This window comes from Kitasatospora hibisci (assembly GCF_043950205.1).
Lineage (GTDB): Bacteria > Actinomycetota > Actinomycetes > Streptomycetales > Streptomycetaceae > Kitasatospora > Kitasatospora hibisci.
The window spans coordinates 2,373,794-2,389,783 of the sequence record NZ_CP171642.1 but is presented as its reverse complement, the minus strand read 5'-3'; the positions used below and the strand labels follow the sequence as shown (position 1 = coordinate 2,389,783).

The 15,990-nt window shown below is 74.7% G+C and carries 13 protein-coding genes and 1 riboswitch; of the genes, 3 read left to right on the top strand and 10 right to left on the bottom strand.

Going from position 1 to position 15,990, the window contains the following annotated elements; all coding sequences use genetic code 11:
- Positions 1 to 111: 111 nt before the first annotated feature.
- From ACF9IK_RS10180 to ACF9IK_RS10160, 5 genes are read right to left on the bottom strand one after another with little or no spacing between them, the layout of a single operon-like run.
- Positions 112 to 1,521, bottom strand: a complete 1,410-nt coding sequence (locus ACF9IK_RS10180) for a cobyrinate a,c-diamide synthase (protein ID WP_395293911.1) — start codon at positions 1,519 to 1,521, stop codon at positions 112 to 114.
- A gap of 19 nt (positions 1,522 to 1,540) precedes the next feature.
- Entirely contained in the window at positions 1,541 to 2,146 is a 606-nt protein-coding gene (gene cobO, locus ACF9IK_RS10175) for a cob(I)yrinic acid a,c-diamide adenosyltransferase (RefSeq protein ID WP_238863176.1), read from the bottom strand.
- Positions 2,147 to 2,151: 5 nt separating this feature from the next.
- A complete protein-coding gene (locus ACF9IK_RS10170; protein ID WP_395293910.1) occupies positions 2,152 to 4,251 on the bottom strand; it encodes a putative cobaltochelatase in 2,100 nt (699 codons plus the stop codon).
- Positions 4,244 to 5,761, bottom strand: coding sequence for a cobyric acid synthase (locus ACF9IK_RS10165; RefSeq protein ID WP_395293909.1), 1,518 nt, complete (start codon positions 5,759 to 5,761; stop codon positions 4,244 to 4,246). The genes ACF9IK_RS10170 and ACF9IK_RS10165 overlap by 8 nt, the downstream gene beginning before the upstream one ends.
- A complete protein-coding gene (locus tag ACF9IK_RS10160; RefSeq protein WP_395293908.1) occupies positions 5,758 to 6,723 on the bottom strand; it encodes a cobalamin biosynthesis protein in 966 nt (321 codons plus the stop codon). Before ACF9IK_RS10160 ends, ACF9IK_RS10165 begins: the two co-directional genes overlap by 4 nt.
- Positions 6,724 to 6,816: 93 nt before the next feature.
- A riboswitch (cobalamin riboswitch) is annotated at positions 6,817 to 6,979 on the bottom strand.
- Between the two features lie 233 nt (positions 6,980 to 7,212).
- Here ACF9IK_RS10160 and ACF9IK_RS10155 point away from each other — a divergent pair.
- The 3 genes from ACF9IK_RS10155 (at position 7,213) to ACF9IK_RS10145 (ending at position 10,901) form a co-directional block, all read left to right on the top strand.
- Positions 7,213 to 7,926 (top strand): XRE family transcriptional regulator, encoded by a 714-nt coding sequence (locus ACF9IK_RS10155; protein WP_395293907.1) that lies wholly within the window; start codon positions 7,213 to 7,215, stop codon positions 7,924 to 7,926.
- A 156-nt stretch (positions 7,927 to 8,082) separates the two neighbouring features.
- Complete coding sequence (locus ACF9IK_RS10150) at positions 8,083 to 9,198, top strand: alpha/beta hydrolase family protein (protein WP_395293906.1); 1,116 nt, start codon at positions 8,083 to 8,085, stop codon at positions 9,196 to 9,198.
- Between the two features lie 377 nt (positions 9,199 to 9,575).
- On the top strand, positions 9,576 to 10,901 hold the full coding sequence (locus ACF9IK_RS10145) for a hypothetical protein (protein WP_428846366.1): 1,326 nt from the start codon (positions 9,576 to 9,578) through the stop codon (positions 10,899 to 10,901).
- A 136-nt stretch (positions 10,902 to 11,037) separates the two neighbouring features.
- Here the strand turns inward: ACF9IK_RS10145 and ACF9IK_RS10140 are convergent, their stop codons facing one another.
- The 5 genes from ACF9IK_RS10140 to ACF9IK_RS10120 form a co-directional block, all read right to left on the bottom strand.
- Positions 11,038 to 11,916 carry a CDP-alcohol phosphatidyltransferase family protein gene (locus ACF9IK_RS10140; RefSeq protein ID WP_374209180.1) on the bottom strand — a complete coding sequence of 293 codons (879 nt, stop codon included), beginning with the start codon at positions 11,914 to 11,916 and terminating at the stop codon, positions 11,038 to 11,040.
- Positions 11,903 to 12,595: a phosphatidylserine decarboxylase gene (locus ACF9IK_RS10135; RefSeq protein WP_049655656.1), complete on the bottom strand. Its 693-nt coding sequence runs from the start codon at positions 12,593 to 12,595 to the stop codon at positions 11,903 to 11,905. The genes ACF9IK_RS10140 and ACF9IK_RS10135 overlap by 14 nt, the downstream gene beginning before the upstream one ends.
- 502 nt (positions 12,596 to 13,097) lie before the next feature.
- Complete coding sequence (locus tag ACF9IK_RS10130; protein ID WP_395293904.1) at positions 13,098 to 14,300, bottom strand: acyl-CoA dehydrogenase family protein; 1,203 nt, start codon at positions 14,298 to 14,300, stop codon at positions 13,098 to 13,100.
- Positions 14,301 to 14,461: 161 nt separating this feature from the next.
- Entirely contained in the window at positions 14,462 to 14,965 is a 504-nt protein-coding gene (locus tag ACF9IK_RS10125) for a MaoC family dehydratase (protein WP_395293903.1), read from the bottom strand.
- 42 nt (positions 14,966 to 15,007) lie between these two features.
- Positions 15,008 to 15,970 carry an HpcH/HpaI aldolase/citrate lyase family protein gene (locus tag ACF9IK_RS10120; protein WP_238863185.1) on the bottom strand — a complete coding sequence of 321 codons (963 nt, stop codon included), beginning with the start codon at positions 15,968 to 15,970 and terminating at the stop codon, positions 15,008 to 15,010.
- Positions 15,971 to 15,990 lie beyond the last annotated feature (20 nt).

Genomic DNA, 15,990 nt, shown 5'->3' with positions numbered 1-15,990 from the left:
GCGGTCGGGTCTGGCCGGTACCGGTTGCGATTGGGGCGGTATGCGGTTTTCAGTCCCTATTCTGACGCCTGCACGGGGGCGGCACCAGACCCGATGGGGCGTCGGTTCGGCTCAGCCCGCGCAGTGCGCGGCGGCGGCGGCCGCGAACGTGGCGGCGAGCTGCGGTGATCCTGCCCAGTGCAGGTGCAGATACGAAGCGTGAACGTTCGCCCCGCCCGTACCCGCGCCCGCACCTGCGGCGCCTGCACCCGCGCTGACCGCGAACCCCTCCGTGCGTGGGCCCGTCGGCAGCCGCCAGCCCCACGCGGGCCGCTCACCGGCCGCCGGCTCGCAGACCGTGCGGTGGAACTCGTGCCCGCGCAGCCGGGTGCCGGCCGGCGCCAGCGGCGAGTCGTGCAGCGCCACGGCCTCCCGGTACCCGAGGGTCAGCCGCTCGGTCATCCGGGCCGAGGTCTCCACCACCCCGCACATCGGCAGCCCGTCCAACTCCCGCCCCAGGTAGAGCAGGCCGGCGCACTCCGCGGCGATCGGCCCGCCCGCCGCGGCGAACTCGCCGATCGCCCCCCGCAGTCGGGCGTTCGCGCTGAGTTCCCGGACGTACAGCTCGGGGAAGCCCCCGCCGATCACCAGGCCGGCCGTGCCATCGGGCAGCGCGTCGGCGTGCAGCGGGTCGAACGGGACGACCTCGGCGCCGGCAGCGGCGAGCAGCTCGGCGTTCTCCGCGTACGAGAAGGAGAACGCGGCGCCGCCGGCCATCGCGATCCGGGGCGCGCCGGCCACCGGGGCGACCTCGCGAGCCGGGTCCCACGGCTCGGCGCCCAGCGGGGGAGCGGTCCGGGCCAGTGCCAGCACCGCGTCGAGGTCCACCGAGCCGGCCACCAGCTCGCCCATGTCGGCGACCGCCCGCAGCGCCTCCGCCGAGCGCTCCACGGCCGGGATCAGGCCGAGGTGGCGCGACGGGGTGGCGACGGCGGCCGAGCGCCGCACGGCGCCCAGCACCGGCACGCCGGAGCCCTCCTCCAGGGCCTCGCGCAGCAGCAGCTCGTGCCGGTCGGAGGCGACCCTGTTGAGGATCACTCCGGCGAGCCGGACCTCCGGGTCCCAGGAGGCGAAGCCGTGCACCAGCGCGGCCACCGAGCGGGACTGCGAGGAGGCGTCCACCACCAGCACCACGGGCGCCCGCAGCAGCTTGGCGACGTGCGCGGTGGAGGCCAGCTCGCCCCGGCCGGACGCGCCGTCGAACAGCCCCATCACGCCCTCGACCACCGCCACGTCCGCCCCGGCCGCGCCGTGCAGGAAGAGCGGCGCGATCCGCTCCGGCCCGCACATGAACGCGTCCAGGTTGCGGCCCGGCCGGCCGGCGGCCAGGGCGTGGTAGCCCGGGTCGATGTAGTCCGGGCCGACCTTGTGCGGTGAGACCGCCAGCCCGCGCGCGGCGAGCGCGGCGATCAGGCCGGTGGCGACGGTGGTCTTGCCGGAGCCGGAGGACGGTGCGGCGACGACGAGGCGGGGGATGTTCACGTGCAGGGGGCTCCCGTGGCTACCACTCGATGCCGCGCTGGCCCTTGCGGCCGGCGTCCATCGGGTGCTTGACCTTGGTCATCTCGGTGACGAGGTCGGCGAAGGCGGTCAGCGGCTCGGGTGCGTACCGGCCGGTGATGACGACGTGCTGGCTGCCGGGGCGGTCCCGCAGCACGGCGACCACCTCCTCCGGGTCGACCCAGCCCCAGTGCATCGGGTAGGTGAACTCGTCCAGCACGTAGAAGCGGTAGGTCTCGGCCGCGAGGTCGCGCTTGACCTGCTCCCAGCCCTCCTTGGCCGCCGCCTCGCTGTCCATCTCCATCTCCGAGGAGCGCTGGATCCAGGACCAGCCGGAGCCCATCTTGTGCCAGTCGACGGTGCCGCCCTCGCCGGAGGCGCCGAGCACGCGCAGCGCGTTCTCCTCGCCGACCTTCCACTTGGCGGACTTCACGAACTGGAACACCCCGACCGGCCAGCCCTGGTTCCAGGCCCGCAGCGCCATGCCGAACGCGGCCGTGGACTTGCCCTTGCCGGGGCCGGTGTGCACGGCGGTGATCGGCAGGGTGCGGCGCTGGCGGGTGGTCAGACCGTCGTCGGGAACGCTCTCGGGAACGCCCTTGGGCATGGGGATCAGGCCGCCTTTCGCAGGGGAGTGGCACGGTTCTCGCGGACGAGCGAGGCGACGCCCTCGGCGCGCAGCTCGTCCAGGGTCACGGCGGAGGCGCCGAGCCGCGCCGCCAGGGTTCGGGCCAGGCCGAGCCGGACCGGACCGGCCTCGCAGTCCAGCACCACACCGGTCACGCCCTGGGCGGCCAGCAGCGCGGCCGCCCGGTGCGACCGGGCCACCGCGTCCGGCGCGCCGGTGGCCCGGCCGTCGGTCACCACGACCAGCAGCGGCCGGCGGTGGGGGTCGCGCATCCGCTCGACCCGCAGCACCTCGTGCGCCCGCAGCAGCCCGGCCGCCAGCGGGGTCCGGCCGCCGGTGGGCAGCGACTCCAGGCGGGCCGCGCCGACCTCGACGGAGGAGGTGGGGGGCAGGGCCAGCTCGGCGCCCGCGCCGCGGAAGGTGATCATGCCGATCTTGTCGCGGCGCTGGTAGGCGTCCATCAGCAGCGAGAGCACCGCGCCCTTGACGGCCGTCATCCGCTGCCTGGCCGCCATCGAGCCCGAGGCGTCCACCACGAACAGCACCAGGTTGGACTCCCGGCCCTGGCGGACCTGCTCCCGGAAGTCGTCCTTGGCCAGCAGCAGCGCGCGCGAGGTCCGCCCGCGTGCCACCTGGTGCGGCGCGGCGGCCTGCAGGGTGGCGCTCAGGTGCAGCCGGGCGAGCCGGCCCTGCGGGCGCCGAGCGCGGATGGTGTGGCCGCCGTCGGTCTCGGCGGGGGAGCGACGGCCCTGGGCGCCCCGCCCGGTGCCGTCCACCTTGAACAGCCTGGTCCGGTACGGTTCGCCGGCCGCCACCGGGGCGGTCTCCCGCCCGGGCGCGGGCGGCTGGACCGGCACCGGCTGCTGCTGGGCCTCCTCGGGCCCGGGCGCGGGTGCGTCGGTGCCGGTCGGGGCGGGCGGGCCGGCCGGTTCGGGCGCGCCGCCCCCGCCGCCGTCCGGGCCGTCGCCCGGGCCGTCGCCGTCCGGCTCGGGGCCGTCGTCCCCGGGCCCGCCGTCGCCGGGGCCCTCCGGCCGCGGGTCCTCCGCCGCCGGCTCCTCGGGCTCCTCCGGTCCGGCGTGCTCCGCGAGGGTCCGGTCCAACTGCTCCTCGTCCAGGCCGGGCGCGTCGAAGGGGTTGCGCCGGCGCCGGTGCGGCAGCGCCAGCTGCGCGGCCTTGCGGACGTCCTCCTCCAGCACCTCGGTGCGCCCCGCCCAGGCGGCCAGCGCGACGGCGGTCCGCGCCATGACGATGTCCGCGCGCAGCCCGTCCACCTCGAACGCGGCGCAGACCGCGGTGATCTGGCGCAGCGCCCGGTCGGTCAGCTCGACCTCGGGCAGCAGCTCCCGGGCCGCGGTGATCCGCTCGGCGAGCTCCCGCTCGTCCGCGGCGAACCGCGCGGCGAAGCCGGCCGGGTCGGCGTCGTAGCCGAGCCGGCGGCGGACCACCTCGGCCCGCTCGGACGGCTCCCGGGTGGCCGCGATCTCCACGGTCAGGCCGAACCGGTCGAGCAGCTGCGGCCGCAGCTCGCCCTCCTCCGGGTTCATCGTGCCGACCAGCAGGAACCGCGCGGCGTGCCGAACCGAGACGCCCTCGCGCTCGACGTAGGAGCGGCCCATCGCGGCGGCGTCCAGCAGCAGGTCCACCACGTGGTCCTGGAGCAGGTTGACCTCGTCGATGTAGAGCACGCCGCGGTGGGCCTGGGCGAGCAGTCCCGGCTCGTACGCTTTGACGCCCTCGGCCAGCGCCCGCTCCAGGTCCAGCGAGCCTACGATCCGGTCCTCGGAGACGCCGACCGGCAGTTCGACCAGCCGGGCCGCGCGTGCCGACGCGTGCGCGCCGTCGTGCGCGCCGTCCGGGCACTGCGGGTCCGGTGCGGCCGGGTCGCAGGCGAAGCGGCAGCCGTCGACGGTGGCGATGGACGGCAGCAGGCCGGCCAGCGCGCGCACCATGGTCGACTTGGCGGTGCCCTTCTCGCCGCGCACCAGCACCCCGCCGACGGCCGGGGAGACGGCGTTGAGCAGCAGCCCGAGCCGCAGGTCGGCCATGCCGACGATCGCGGTGAACGGGTAGCGGACGTCACTCATGATTCTCCAAGGGGGCCCCGGGCGGCAGGAACGGCAGCGCGCCCGCGGCCGGCACCCCGCCCTCGATCAGCTTCCACAGCGCGTCGGTGTCCGCGTGCTCCTCGATCAGGTCGCCCAGCCGGTCGAGCCGGGCCTCGCGCGCGGCGGCGAAGGAGGTGTCCGGGGCGGGGACGAAGTCCCGGCCGGCGGCGGCGGCCACCTCGCCCAGCAGGGCTCGCCGGAAGCCGTCGTTCTCCAGCGCGCCGTGCCAGGTGGTGCCCCAGACCGCGCCCACCCGGCAGCCGTCCAGGAAGGGCGCGCCCCCTTCGACGGTCACCACTCCGTGGTGGATCTCGTACCCCTCCACCCGCTGCCCGTAGGCCTCGCCGACCGGCCTGCCGAGCACCTTCTCGGCGCCGAACCGGACGTGCGTCGGCAGCAGGCCGAGTCCGTCCACCGCGCCGGCCCGGGACTCGACCCCGTCGACGATCCCGCGCGCGAGCATCTGGTAGCCGCCGCAGACGCCGAGCACCGGCAGCCCGGCCGCGGCCCGCGCCCGGAGGGCCGGCTCCAGCCCGCGCCCGCGCAGCCAGGCCAGGTCGGCGACGGTGGCCCGGGTGCCCGGCAGCACCACCAGGTCGGCGTCGGCCAGCTCCTCCGGTCGGGTGGCCCAGCGGACCAGCACGCCCGGCTCCTGGGCCAGCGCGTCCACGTCGGTGAAGTTGGAGAGCCGGGGGAAGCGCACCACCGCCACCCGCAGCACGTCCCGGCCCACCGGCCCGCGGCCCTCGGCGCGGTCCACCACGGTGGTGAGGTCGAGCGAGTCCTCGGCGTCCAGCCAGAGCCCCGACAGCATCGGCAGCGTGCCGAGCACCGGACGGCCGGTCAGCTCGCGCAGCATCTCCAGCCCGGGGGCGAGCAGCCGTGCGTCACCGCGGAACTTGTTGACGAACCAGCCGGCCACGTGGCGCTGGTCCTGCGCGGAGAGCAGCGCCAGCGTCCCGTACATCGCCGCGAACACGCCGCCGCGGTCGATGTCCCCGACCACGACGACCGGGAGCCCGGCGGCGGTGGCCAGGCCCATGTTGGCGATGTCCCGGTCCCGCAGGTTGATCTCGGCCGGCGAGCCGGCGCCCTCGCAGACCACCACGTCGTAGCGGCGGCGCAGGTCGGCCAGGCACTCCAGGGCCCGCTCCAGCAGCACGGGCTTGCGCTCGCGGTAGTCCAGCGCGCCGACCTCGGCCACCGGGCGGCCCAGCAGCACCACCTGGCTGCGGCCGTCCGCGCCGGGCTTGAGCAGCACCGGGTTCATCGCCGCCTCGGGCTCCACCCGGGCCGCCTGCGCCTGCATCGCCTGGGCCCGGCCGATCTCGGCGCCGTCGGCGGTGACGAACGAGTTCAGCGACATGTTCTGCGCCTTGAACGGCGCGACGCTGACGCCCTGCCGGGCCAGCCAGCGGCAGATGCCCGCGGTGACCACGCTCTTGCCCGCGTCCGAGGTCGTCCCGGCGACCAGCAGCGCGTTGCTCATGCCCTTCCCCTCCTGCCCAGGACCGCCCGGAGCAGCAGGTGCCCCGCGACCGTCGTACCCAGGGCCAGCCCGCCCACCCGCCGGGAGAGCAGGCAGGCCCGTTCGATGTCGTCCACCCCGACCGGCCGCAGCTCCGCACCGAGGACCGGCCGGTGCTCGACCCGGTCGCCGTAGTTGAGCGTCCCTCCCAGGCGGACGCCGAGGGCGCCGGCGAAGGCCGCCTCGGCCTGGCCCGCGTTGGGGCTGGGGTGCGCGGAGCCGTCCCGGCGCCAGACCCGCCAGGCGGTCCGGGGCTCGGGCGCGGCGGCCACGGCGAGCAGTGCGGTCAGCCGGGCACCCGGCCAGCCCGCCACGTCGTCCAGCCGGGCCGAGGCCCAGCCGAACCGGGTGTGCCTCGGCGAGCGGTGGCCGACCATCGCGTCCAGGGTGTTGACGGCGCGGAAGGCCAGCAGCCCGGGTGTGCCCGCGACGGCGCCCCAGACCAGCGCGTTCACCACGGCGTCGGCGGTGTTCTCGGCGACCGACTCGACGACCGCGCGGGCCACCTGCTGCTCGTTCAGCGCGCTCGGGTCGCGCCCGCACAGGTGCGGCAGCCGGGCCCGGGCCGCCGTCAGGTCTCCCGCGGTGAGCGAGCGGCCGATGGTCCGGGCCTCCCGGGTGAGCGAGGTGCCGCCGAGCACCGTCCAGGTCGCGGCGGCGGCCAGCGCGGCCCGCCCGCCCGGGCGCCGGGCCAGCAGCCGCTCGGCGGCCGCCGCGGCGGCCGTGACGGTGCCCACGCAGAGCGCGGTGTAGGCGGCGCCGACACCTCGGTCGTCGCGCCAGATCCGGCGTTCCAGGCGGCCGGCCGCGCTGCCGAAGAGCGCCACCGGGTGGCCGCGGCGCGGGTCGGCGAACCGGGCGTCGGCGAGGCTGCCGGCGGCGGCGCCCAGGGCGAAGGCGGCGGCGCGGGTCAGCGGGCGCACGGCGGGCAGGGGAGGTCTCGGTGGGGCTGGGCAGCCTGCATCGCGTGCGTGTCCTCACTCAGGGTCCGCGCCCTGGATCGACGTACCGGGGGCGAGAGTTTCCTGGCTTCCGGGTCGAACGCACGCCCGCGCCTTCCAGCGGCTTCTGACGGCCCGCCGTGGCAATCGTGTCGGACGTGCTCCCCGGTGACAGTGGCGGGACCGCGCCGGACTCGCACCGGCTTCCTCTGCATGCCTCCGTATTGGCTGAAGGATCCCATCACGCGGCCGAACCGCGAGTCAACCAAGGTCGCGGAGGGGTTGGTCACACGGCCTCACGCCGCCGCACCCCCGTCCTCACCGTTCCCGACCACGTCGCTATCTCCGATCACGACCGCCGCAGGCGCATGACAGGCTGTGGGATCGTCCATCCGCCTGGAGGTACCTCCAGTCCCGCTTCGTGCGTTCGGCGGCTGGGGCGCCGGTGGACCGGACCCCTACGGTCGGCGCATGCGACGCAGACAGCCACCCGCCCTGCCGCCGGTGCCCTTCTCCCCGGCGGCCGCCCGCGCGCACCGCGCCGGCCTCGGACTGACCCCCGAGCAGGTCGCCGGTGCAATGGCCGCGCACGGGGTCCGGTTGCTGCCGGCCCACGTGCTCGGCTGGGAGGGCGGCGAGCTGCGTCCGACCGAGGAGGAGTTCATCGCCCTGGCCCGGGCGCTCTGGTGCCCGCCCGCCCAGCTGATGGGCGCCCACCCGGCCCGGCTGCGGGACTTCCGGGTGGCCCGGGAGCTCAACCAGGAGGCTGCGGCCCGCCGGATCGGCATCGCGCTGCGTCACTACCAGCAGGCCGAGGCGGCCGACCGCTGGGACGGCGACGAGGCGCAGACCCATGCGCTCGCCCAGGTGCTCGGACTGCGGCTGCGCGAGCTGGTCGCGGTGACGGGCCGTCGGGAGGAGCTGGACCAGCGGTTGAAGCAGTGCGTGGACGGCCGCTGGCAGGCGCACGTCCGTGCGATCGGCCGGATCGTGCCGGTGCACGAGGAGGACCTCGCCGCTGTGCTGGCGGAGCTGCAGAGCGAGTACCAGGTCTCCTCGCACTGGGGCGCCGGCAGCTGGGGATCCCCGGTGCCGGCGGCCGGTGCCGCCGGCACCGGGGACCAGCCGGTCGGCGAGCGGTTCTGGGAGCTGCTCGGCCGCCGGCAGACCGACATCCCGGTGTGACCGCCGGGTTCTGACCGGCCGCCCGTCCCGGGTCCCGACCGCGCAGGGGTTCCCGGTATGACCCGGACGGCCGCGTCCGGTGGCCGCCCGCAGCCCCCGCGAGTGGACTGGTGCGCACAGAGTGCCCAGTCCGCGACCGACAGAGCGGGGAGCGATATGCGTTGGGGAACCGCGGCCGCCGTGGCGGCCGCCGCCGTCGGAACCGGGGTCGCCGTGCTGGTGATCGGCCGCCGGGCGTCGGAGCGGATGGTCCGTCCGACCGCTGCCCGCGAGGCGCCCGGCGGTCCCGTCCTCGTGCAGGCCCTCGGGGCCGGCCGGGTCACCTTCACCCCGGGCCCCGAGAGCGCCCGGCCCGGCCGCTGGGGCGTCGAGTGGGCCGGCGGCGGGCACGCGGTCGTCGACGAGATCCTGCACCGGGACGACCGGGGCGTCACCCGTCGCCTGGTCCGGGCCGACCGGGGCACGCTGACCGCCGGCACCGAGGTCCGCTTCACCCCCCGGGTGTACCTGGGTGACCCGATCGGGGCACTCGGCCTGGCGTACGGCGAGACCGCCGCCCAGGGCGAGCTGGGCGCCCTCCCGGCCTGGTACCTGGACGGCAAGCGCGGCACCTGGGTCGTCCTGGTGCACGGCCCGGAGGCGGACCGCCAGCAGGTCCTCCCGGTGCTTCCGGTCCTGGACCGGCTCGCCCTGCCGGCCCTCGTCGTGACCTACCGCGGCGACGCAGGCGCGCCCGCCTCCCCGGACGGCCTCGGCCATTTCGGCGAGACGGAGTGGCGGGACGTCGAGGCGGCCGTCCGGCTCGCGCTGGACAACGGCGCCGCCCGGATCGTCCTCTACGGCTGGTCGGTCGGGGCCACCATCGCCCTGCAGGTGGCCGCGCGGTCCGCCTGGGCCTCCTCGATCGCCGGCCTCGTGCTGGACTCGCCGGTGCTCGACCTGCCCGCCTCCGCCCGCCGGGGCGCCGCCCGGGCCGGCTTCCGCGGCACCGCCGCCGACCTCGGCGCGCTGGCCGCCGAGGGCCGCACCGGCGTGGACCTGGCCGGCTTCACCCGGATCGCGGACGGCGCCGACCTGCGGGCGCCGACCCTCGTCCTGCAGAGCCCGGACGACCGGATCGCCCCCTGGAGGGCCGCCGCCCGCCTGGCGGCCCTGCGCCCCGACGTGGTCAGCCTCCAGGCAGTCCCGGACGGCGAGCACGCGGCGCTCTGGAACGCCGACCCGGGCGCCTACGAGGAGCTGCTGCGCCGCTGGCTCACCCCGCTGCTCTGACGCCGCGGGAGGGCCGTCCGCCCCCTCCCACCTCCCCGGTCGCACCCCCGGAGGGTTTCCTGGCGTGGTCACGTCATTCAGTTTCGGCCAGGCGGTTTGGGGCCTGTTGCCCGATCTTGTGGACCCGCTGCCGCCGCCCACCGGTACCGGAGGCGAACCGGATGTGACAGATGGCCGGTACAAGGGGAAGACTGCTCGACGTGACGTCTCGGAACCCGCGCGACCGTGATGCCCCGCTCCCGCCGACGATCGGTTCCGGTGCGACGGTGACCCGTCTGCCCGGCACGGCCCACCGCCCCGCCGGCGCCAGGCCGGGCGGTCCCGGCGTACCCCGCAGGCGAGGGCCGGCACCCGCACCGGGCCGGGGCCGGGTCCCGGTGCCCGAAGGCTTCCCCGCCCCCGCCGAGCTCGCCCCGCTGGCCCGCCGGATGCTGGTCGACGCCGTCCGCATCGCCCGCTGGGCGGGCGAGCTCTCCGAGGTCGACAAGCGCGGCGAACTGCTCCCGGACGACGCCCGTGCCGCCGGCCGCGCCCTCGCCATGACGGTCGGCGCCGCCGCCAAGGCCTGGGGCCAGGCGCTCCTGGTCGGCCTGGTGGAGGCCCGGGACGGCGGCGCCGCCCCCGGCTGGCGCCTGCACGCCTGGGAGCACGACGACGAGGCCGTGGTCCGCGGCTGGTCGGCGCTGTTCGACGCCTGGACGCTGCTCGCCCCGGTACCGCCGGCCGCCCTGCGCGGCGTCTTCGCGGTGCTCGCCGGTCAGGCCGTCGACCAGGCGCCGCAGCTGCTCTCCTTCCTGCACCTGGTGGCCGGCCCGGTGGCCGACAGCGAGCTGCTGGAGCTGCTGCGCCGCGGCCTGGACGAGCGCAGGGTGGCCGGCGGCACTGCCGCGCTGTCGCTGTCGCCCGTCCCGCACGCCGCCTCCGCGGTCTCGGCGGTCCGCGGCACCTGCCGGGAGCCGCAGATCGACACCCCCGCCGCGCCCGGCGACGTCGCCGCCGTCCTGGACTGGATGCTGGACGGCCTGGCCGCCGTCGGCGCAGTGGTCCGCAAGGACGACGCCGCCGAGCTCTCCCCGCTCGGGCACTGGGCGGTCCGGGCCAAGCTGGAGGAGATCTGCACGGTCGCCCAGACCGCCGCCGGGCACATCGAGCAGAGCGCCCTCGAACTCCTGAACGCCTGCGCCGACTACTCGCCCGGCCCCGCCCGCGCCGAGTTCCGCGCCTGGGTGGCCGCCCGCCCGGCCGACCGGGCGGTGGCCGAGCTGCTGGATGCCGCGCAGGGCGACGACGCGCTGGTCCGCGGCCTCGCCTTCGAGGCCCTGCGGGTGGCCGGCCCGACCGCCGAGCAGGCCGTCCGGGCCGCCGTGGACGAGCCGGTGCTGCGCCCGTACGCGCTGCTCTGGCTGGCCGAGCAGTCGGACGAGGGGGTCTCCCCGGCCGACGTGCTGGGTGCGGAGGACGCCGCCTGGCTCTGGGTGGACACCGCCGCGGCCGTCCTGGAACACGGCGAGACCGAACTGCTGGTGGGCCACGTCGAGGGCGCCTCGGCCGGCGACCCGGTGCGGCTCTTCGCCCGCGCCCGGCAGTCCGGGCACCCCCGGGCCGCCTCGGTGCTGACCGCCGTCTCCGGTGTCCACCCGGACCCGGGCGTGGCGCGCGCCGCCCGCCGCTCGGCGTTCAGCGTCCACCGCGGCGGCGCCTGAGCGACCGGGGGCCCGGGCCGCTCCCCGCGGCACCGGCGGGCCCGAAGGCGGGCGCGGGGGCCACACGGGCGCCCCAGGGTGTGCGGAAGGGCCCGGATCCATCGGATCCGGGCCCTTCCGTCGTACCGTGGCCGGCTCAGCCGATCCGGGACTCCGCGCGGCGCGCCCGCACGTCCCCGACCTTCTGGCCCACCTTGCGCCGGATGACCAGCAGCGGGGCCATGGCGGCCAGCGTGATCTGCGCGTAGGCGCCGATGTGCAGCAGGTTGTCACCGCCGGGAGCGCCGGTCGCCCAGGCCGCCAGGCAGCCGATCGAGAGCACGATCCAGCAGAGCGTCGCGGTGGCCAGCAGCCCCTGCGGCTTCGGGTACTCGATCCGGCTCACCATCAGGTACGCGGCGCCGAAGATGGCGAGCAGGCCGGGCAGGAACGGCGGGTCGAGCAGCACGATGGCGATGACCGTCATCGCGCCCATCGGGCAGGGCATGCCCTGGAACACCCCGGGCCGCATCTTCACGGCGGAGAAGCGGGCGAGCCGCAGGACCACCGCGAGCAGCACCGTCAGCGCGATCAGCGCCGAGAGCCGGCTGTTGGAGCCCGGCGAGACCATGCCCCAGACCGCGACGAAGTAGGCCGGCGCGATGCCGAAGCTGATCAGGTCGGCCAGGTTGTCGAGCTCGGCCCCGAGGGCGGAGGAGCGGAGCTTGCGCGCCACCAGCCCGTCGAAGAGGTCGCACATCGAGCCGATCAGCAGCAGCGTCACCGCGGTGGCGGCGCTGTGCTTGTCCGGAGCGGCGTCCGGGTTGGTGATGTGCGGGACGAGGACCCCGGTGGTGATCGAGTAGATCGCCAGGAAGCCGCAGACGGCGTTCCCCAGGGTCAGGAAGTCTGCGGTGGACAGGTGCTGCGGCGAGCGCGGCGCGCGCAGCTCACGGTCGCGGGCCCAGCGGCGGCGGCGCAGGGCCGTCTCCTCGTCGTCGAGGCCGACGATCGTCTCAGGATCAGTCACGGTCAAGGCGTGTCACCCCGGCTGTGGTCTTCTGGCCGACCTCGACGCCGACCTCGACGCCGGCCGGCAGGTAGGTGTCGACCCGGGAGCCGAACCGGATCAGGCCGATCCGGTCGCCCTGCTCGACCTTGGTTCCGGCGTCCACGTACGGCACGATCCGGCGGGCCACGGCCCCCGCGATCTGGACCATCTCGATGTCGCCGAGCTCGGTGTCGAAGTGCCAGACGACCCGCTCGTTCTGGTCGCTGTCCTTGTTGAACGCGGGCACGAAGCCGCCCGCGACGTGCTCGACGGACGTCACGGTGCCGGGCAGCGGCGCGCGGTTGACGTGCACGTTGAGCGGGCTCATGAAGATCGCCACCCGGGTGCGGCCGTCCGGCCAGGCGTCGATGCTCTGCACCACGCCGTCGGCGGGGGAGATCACCCGGCCCGTGCCGATCTCACGCTCGGGGTCGCGGAAGAACCACAGCATGCCCGCGCCGAGCGCGCAGGCCGGAACCGCCGCCAGGGCCCACTTGCCGCTGCGCCGGGTGAGGGCGGTGGTCACGGCGGCCGTGGCGAGGGTGGGGACGAACCAGGGGGTGGCTCCGCGCGCGATGGTCACGCGGGGTCGCCGACCGGCCGTCGGGGCGGCGAGGGCATCGCGGTCCGTGACGGAGGTGTGAGGGGACGGGCTGATGGGCATCGAAGACCTTAGTCGCGGGGGATCATGGCCGCTGGACGGGGGCCACCGCGGGGATCGGGTACGAGAGGGACGGCTGCTGTCCCGGTGGATGCTATCGGGAGCACACGGTGGGTGGGCAACCCGCCTGCTCGTTCATGTGTCCTGCGCGAGGCGCCGTTGCGCCTTCTTGGTATACGACCGTAGCTCGCCCCGGTCCGGTTCCCAAGGCTCCGGACACGGCTGGTGACACTTGTCTCAACGGGCGCGCCGACCGAACCCGTCGGCGCGCCGCCGGCGGGTCGGGACCGGCCCGCGGGTGCGCCGAAGCGGCCGCAAGGCGTGTGACAGCAGCTGTACGCCCTGCGGCCGCTTCGGGAGCCGTGCCGGACCCCAGGCGGACCAGGCCGGGGCCCAGGTGGCACGGCCGGTGCCGGGACGGGCCCGCACGCCCGTCGACCGGCCGTCACGGGCCGTCGGTCCGCCGGCGCCGCGCGTCACCGCGCAGCCTGGCGGAGCACCTGGATCACTCCGCGATGCGGTACTCCTCCAGCAGCCGGCGTCCGACGATCATCTTCTGGATCTCCGCAGTACCTTCACCGATCAGCAGCATCGGGGCCTCGCGGTAGAGCCGCTCGATCTCGTACTCCTTGGAGAAGCCGTAACCGCCGTGGATGCGGAAGGCGTCCTCGACGACCTCCTTGCAGTACTCGGAGGCGAGGTACTTCGCCATGCCGGCCTCAAGGTCGTTGCGCTCGCCGCCGTCCTTCTTGCGGGCGGCCATCACCATCATCTGGTGGGCGGCCTCGACCTTGGTGGCCATCTCGGCGAGCTTGAACTGGATCGCCTGGTGCTCGGCGATCCTCTTGCCGAAGGTGGAGCGCTGCTGGGCGTAGGAGATGCCCAGCTCGAAGGCGCGGCGGGCGACGCCGCAGCCGCGGGCGGCGACGTTGACGCGGCCGACCTCGACGCCGTCCATCATCTGGTAGAAGCCCTTGCCCGGGACGCCGCCCAGGATGCGGTCGGCCGGGATGCGGACGTCCTGCAGCACCAGCTCGGTGGTGTCGACGCCCTTGTAGCCCATCTTCTCGATCTTGCCGGGGACGGTCAGGCCGGGAACCTTCGGGTTCGGACCGAAACCGGCCTCCTTCTCGATCAGGAAGGTGGTCATGTTCTTGTACGGGGTGTTGCCGCCCTCGTCGGTCTTGCAGAGCACCGCGACCAGGGTGGAGGTGCCGCCGTTGGTCAGCCACATCTTCTGGCCGTTGAGGACGTAGAAGTCCCCGTCCTTGACGCCCTTGGTGCTGATGGCCGCGACGTCGGAGCCGAGGCCGGGCTCGGACATCGAGAAGGCGCCGCGGATCTCGCCGGCGGCCATCTTCGGCAGGAAGTAGTCCTTCTGCTCCTGGGTGCCGTGGGCGTTGATCATGTGCGCCACGATGAAGTGGGTGTTGACGATGCCGGAGACCGACATCCAGCCGCGGGCGATCTCCTCCACCACCAGGGCGTAGGTGAGCAGCGACTCGCCCAGGCCGCCGTACTCCTCGGGGATGGTCAGGCCGAACAGGCCGAGCTGCTTCATCCCCTCGACGATGGCGGTCGGGTACTCGTCCTTGTGCTCCAGCTCGGTGGCGACCGGGATGATCTCCTTGTCGACGAAATCCCGCACGGTGGCGAGGATGTCCCGCTGGATCTCGGTGAGGCCGTCGGTCTGTGCGAGGCGTCCCATCGTGCGGCTCCTGTGGCGAAGGGGAATGAGGGTGGGGGAGTAGAGGAGAGCGGGGGGGGGGGATGCCGGGGGCCCTGCCAGCGTGGCTGCGGCAGCAGGGCCCCCGTACCGGGTGGGGGATCAGCCGATGACGGCGGCCTACCCCTCCGGGGTCGGTGGGGTCAGGACAGGGGGGTCGGGCGGCCCGGCTGCTCGCCGCCGCGCTCCTTGACGTAGGTCTCGGTCGGCACCATCACCTTGCGGCGGAAGATGCAGACGACCGTGCCGTCCTGCTTGTACCCCTTGGTCTCGACGTAGACGATGCCGCGGTCTTCCCTGGACTTGGACGGCCACTTGTCGAGCACCGTGGTCTCGCCGTAGAGGGTGTCGCCGTGGAAGGTCGGCGCGACGTGCCGCAGCGACTCGATCTCCAGGTTGGCGATCGCCTTGCCCGAGACGTCCGGGACGGACATGCCGAGCAGCAGCGAGTAGATGTAGTTGCCGACGACGACGTTCTTGCCGAAGTCCGTCGTCTTCTCCGCATAGTTGGTGTCCATGTGGAGCGGGTGGTGGTTCATGGTGAGCAGGCAGAAGAGGTGGTCGTCGTACTCGGTGACCGTCTTGCCGGGCCAGTGCTTGTAGACCGCGCCGACCTCGAACTCTTCGTAGGTGCGTCCGAACTGCATGAGTGTCCTTAGATGTGGTGCGAGCCGGGCCCGGAGGGCAGCTCAGGCCTGCGGGGGCTCGAACTTGGAGGTGCGCTCCATACCGGCGGCGCGCCCCTTGCCGGCGATGACCAGTGCCATCTTGCGGCTGGCCTCGTCGATCATCTCGTCGCCGAGCATCGCCGAGCCCTTGAAGCCGCCGGCCTCGGAGGTGCACCAGTCGTAGGCGTCGAGGATCAGCTCGGCGTGGTCGTAGTCCTCCTGCGCGGGCGAGAAGAGCTCGTTCGCGGCGGCGACCTGGTCCGGGTGGAGCACCCACTTGCCGTCGAAGCCGAGGGCGGCGGAGCGGCCGGCCACCTCGCGGTAGCCCTCCTGGTTGCGGATCTGCAGGTAGGGGCCGTCGATCGCCTGCAGGTCGTTGGCGCGGGCGGCCATCAGGATGCGCATCAGGATGTAGTGGTAGGCGTCGGCGGGGTAGCCGGGCGGCTGCTCGCCGACCACCAGGGACTTCATGTTGATCGAGGCCATGAAGTCGGCCGGGCCGAAGATGATGGTCTCCAGCCGGGGCGAGGCCGTCGCGATGGCGTCGACGTTGATCAGGCCCTTGGCGTTCTCGATCTGCGCCTCGATGCCGATCCGGCCGACCTCGAAGCCCATGGTCTTCTCGATCTGGGTGAGCAGCAGGTCCAGCGCCTTCACCTGCTCGGCGTCCTGGACCTTCGGCAGCATGATGCAGTCGAGGTTCGGGCCGGCGCCCTCGACGACCGTGATCACGTCGCGGTACGTCCAGTGGGTGGTCCAGTCGTTGACCCGGACGACCTTGGTCTTCTTGCCCCAGTCGCCGTTGTTCAGGGCGTCCACGATGTGGTGCCGGGCGCTCTCCTTGACCAGCGGGGCACAGGCGTCCTCCAGGTCGAGGAAGACCTGGTCGGCCGGGAGGCCCTGGGCCTTCTCCAGGAACCGCGGGTTGGAGCCCGGTACGGCGAGGCAGGAGCGGCGGGGGCGCAGGCGGTTGACGGAAGTCATGAGGGTGGTTCGGTCCTTCC

Excerpts from the sequence above, each read along its gene's own strand:
- cobO (WP_238863176.1), bottom strand. The coding sequence starts at position 2,146 with ATGCCCAAGGGCGTTCCCGAGAGCGTTCCCGACGACGGTCTGACCACC.
- ACF9IK_RS10170 (WP_395293910.1), bottom strand. The coding sequence starts at position 4,251 with ATGAGTGACGTCCGCTACCCGTTCACCGCGATCGTCGGCATGGCCGAC.
- ACF9IK_RS10165 (WP_395293909.1), bottom strand. The coding sequence starts at position 5,761 with ATGAGCAACGCGCTGCTGGTCGCCGGGACGACCTCGGACGCGGGCAAG.
- ACF9IK_RS10155 (WP_395293907.1), top strand. The coding sequence starts at position 7,213 with ATGCGACGCAGACAGCCACCCGCCCTGCCGCCGGTGCCCTTCTCCCCG.
- ACF9IK_RS10150 (WP_395293906.1), top strand. The coding sequence starts at position 8,083 with ATGCGTTGGGGAACCGCGGCCGCCGTGGCGGCCGCCGCCGTCGGAACC.
- ACF9IK_RS10135 (WP_049655656.1), bottom strand. The coding sequence starts at position 12,595 with ATGCCCATCAGCCCGTCCCCTCACACCTCCGTCACGGACCGCGATGCC.
- ACF9IK_RS10130 (WP_395293904.1), bottom strand. The coding sequence starts at position 14,300 with ATGGGACGCCTCGCACAGACCGACGGCCTCACCGAGATCCAGCGGGAC.
- ACF9IK_RS10125 (WP_395293903.1), bottom strand. The coding sequence starts at position 14,965 with ATGCAGTTCGGACGCACCTACGAAGAGTTCGAGGTCGGCGCGGTCTAC.
- ACF9IK_RS10120 (WP_238863185.1), bottom strand. The coding sequence starts at position 15,970 with ATGACTTCCGTCAACCGCCTGCGCCCCCGCCGCTCCTGCCTCGCCGTA.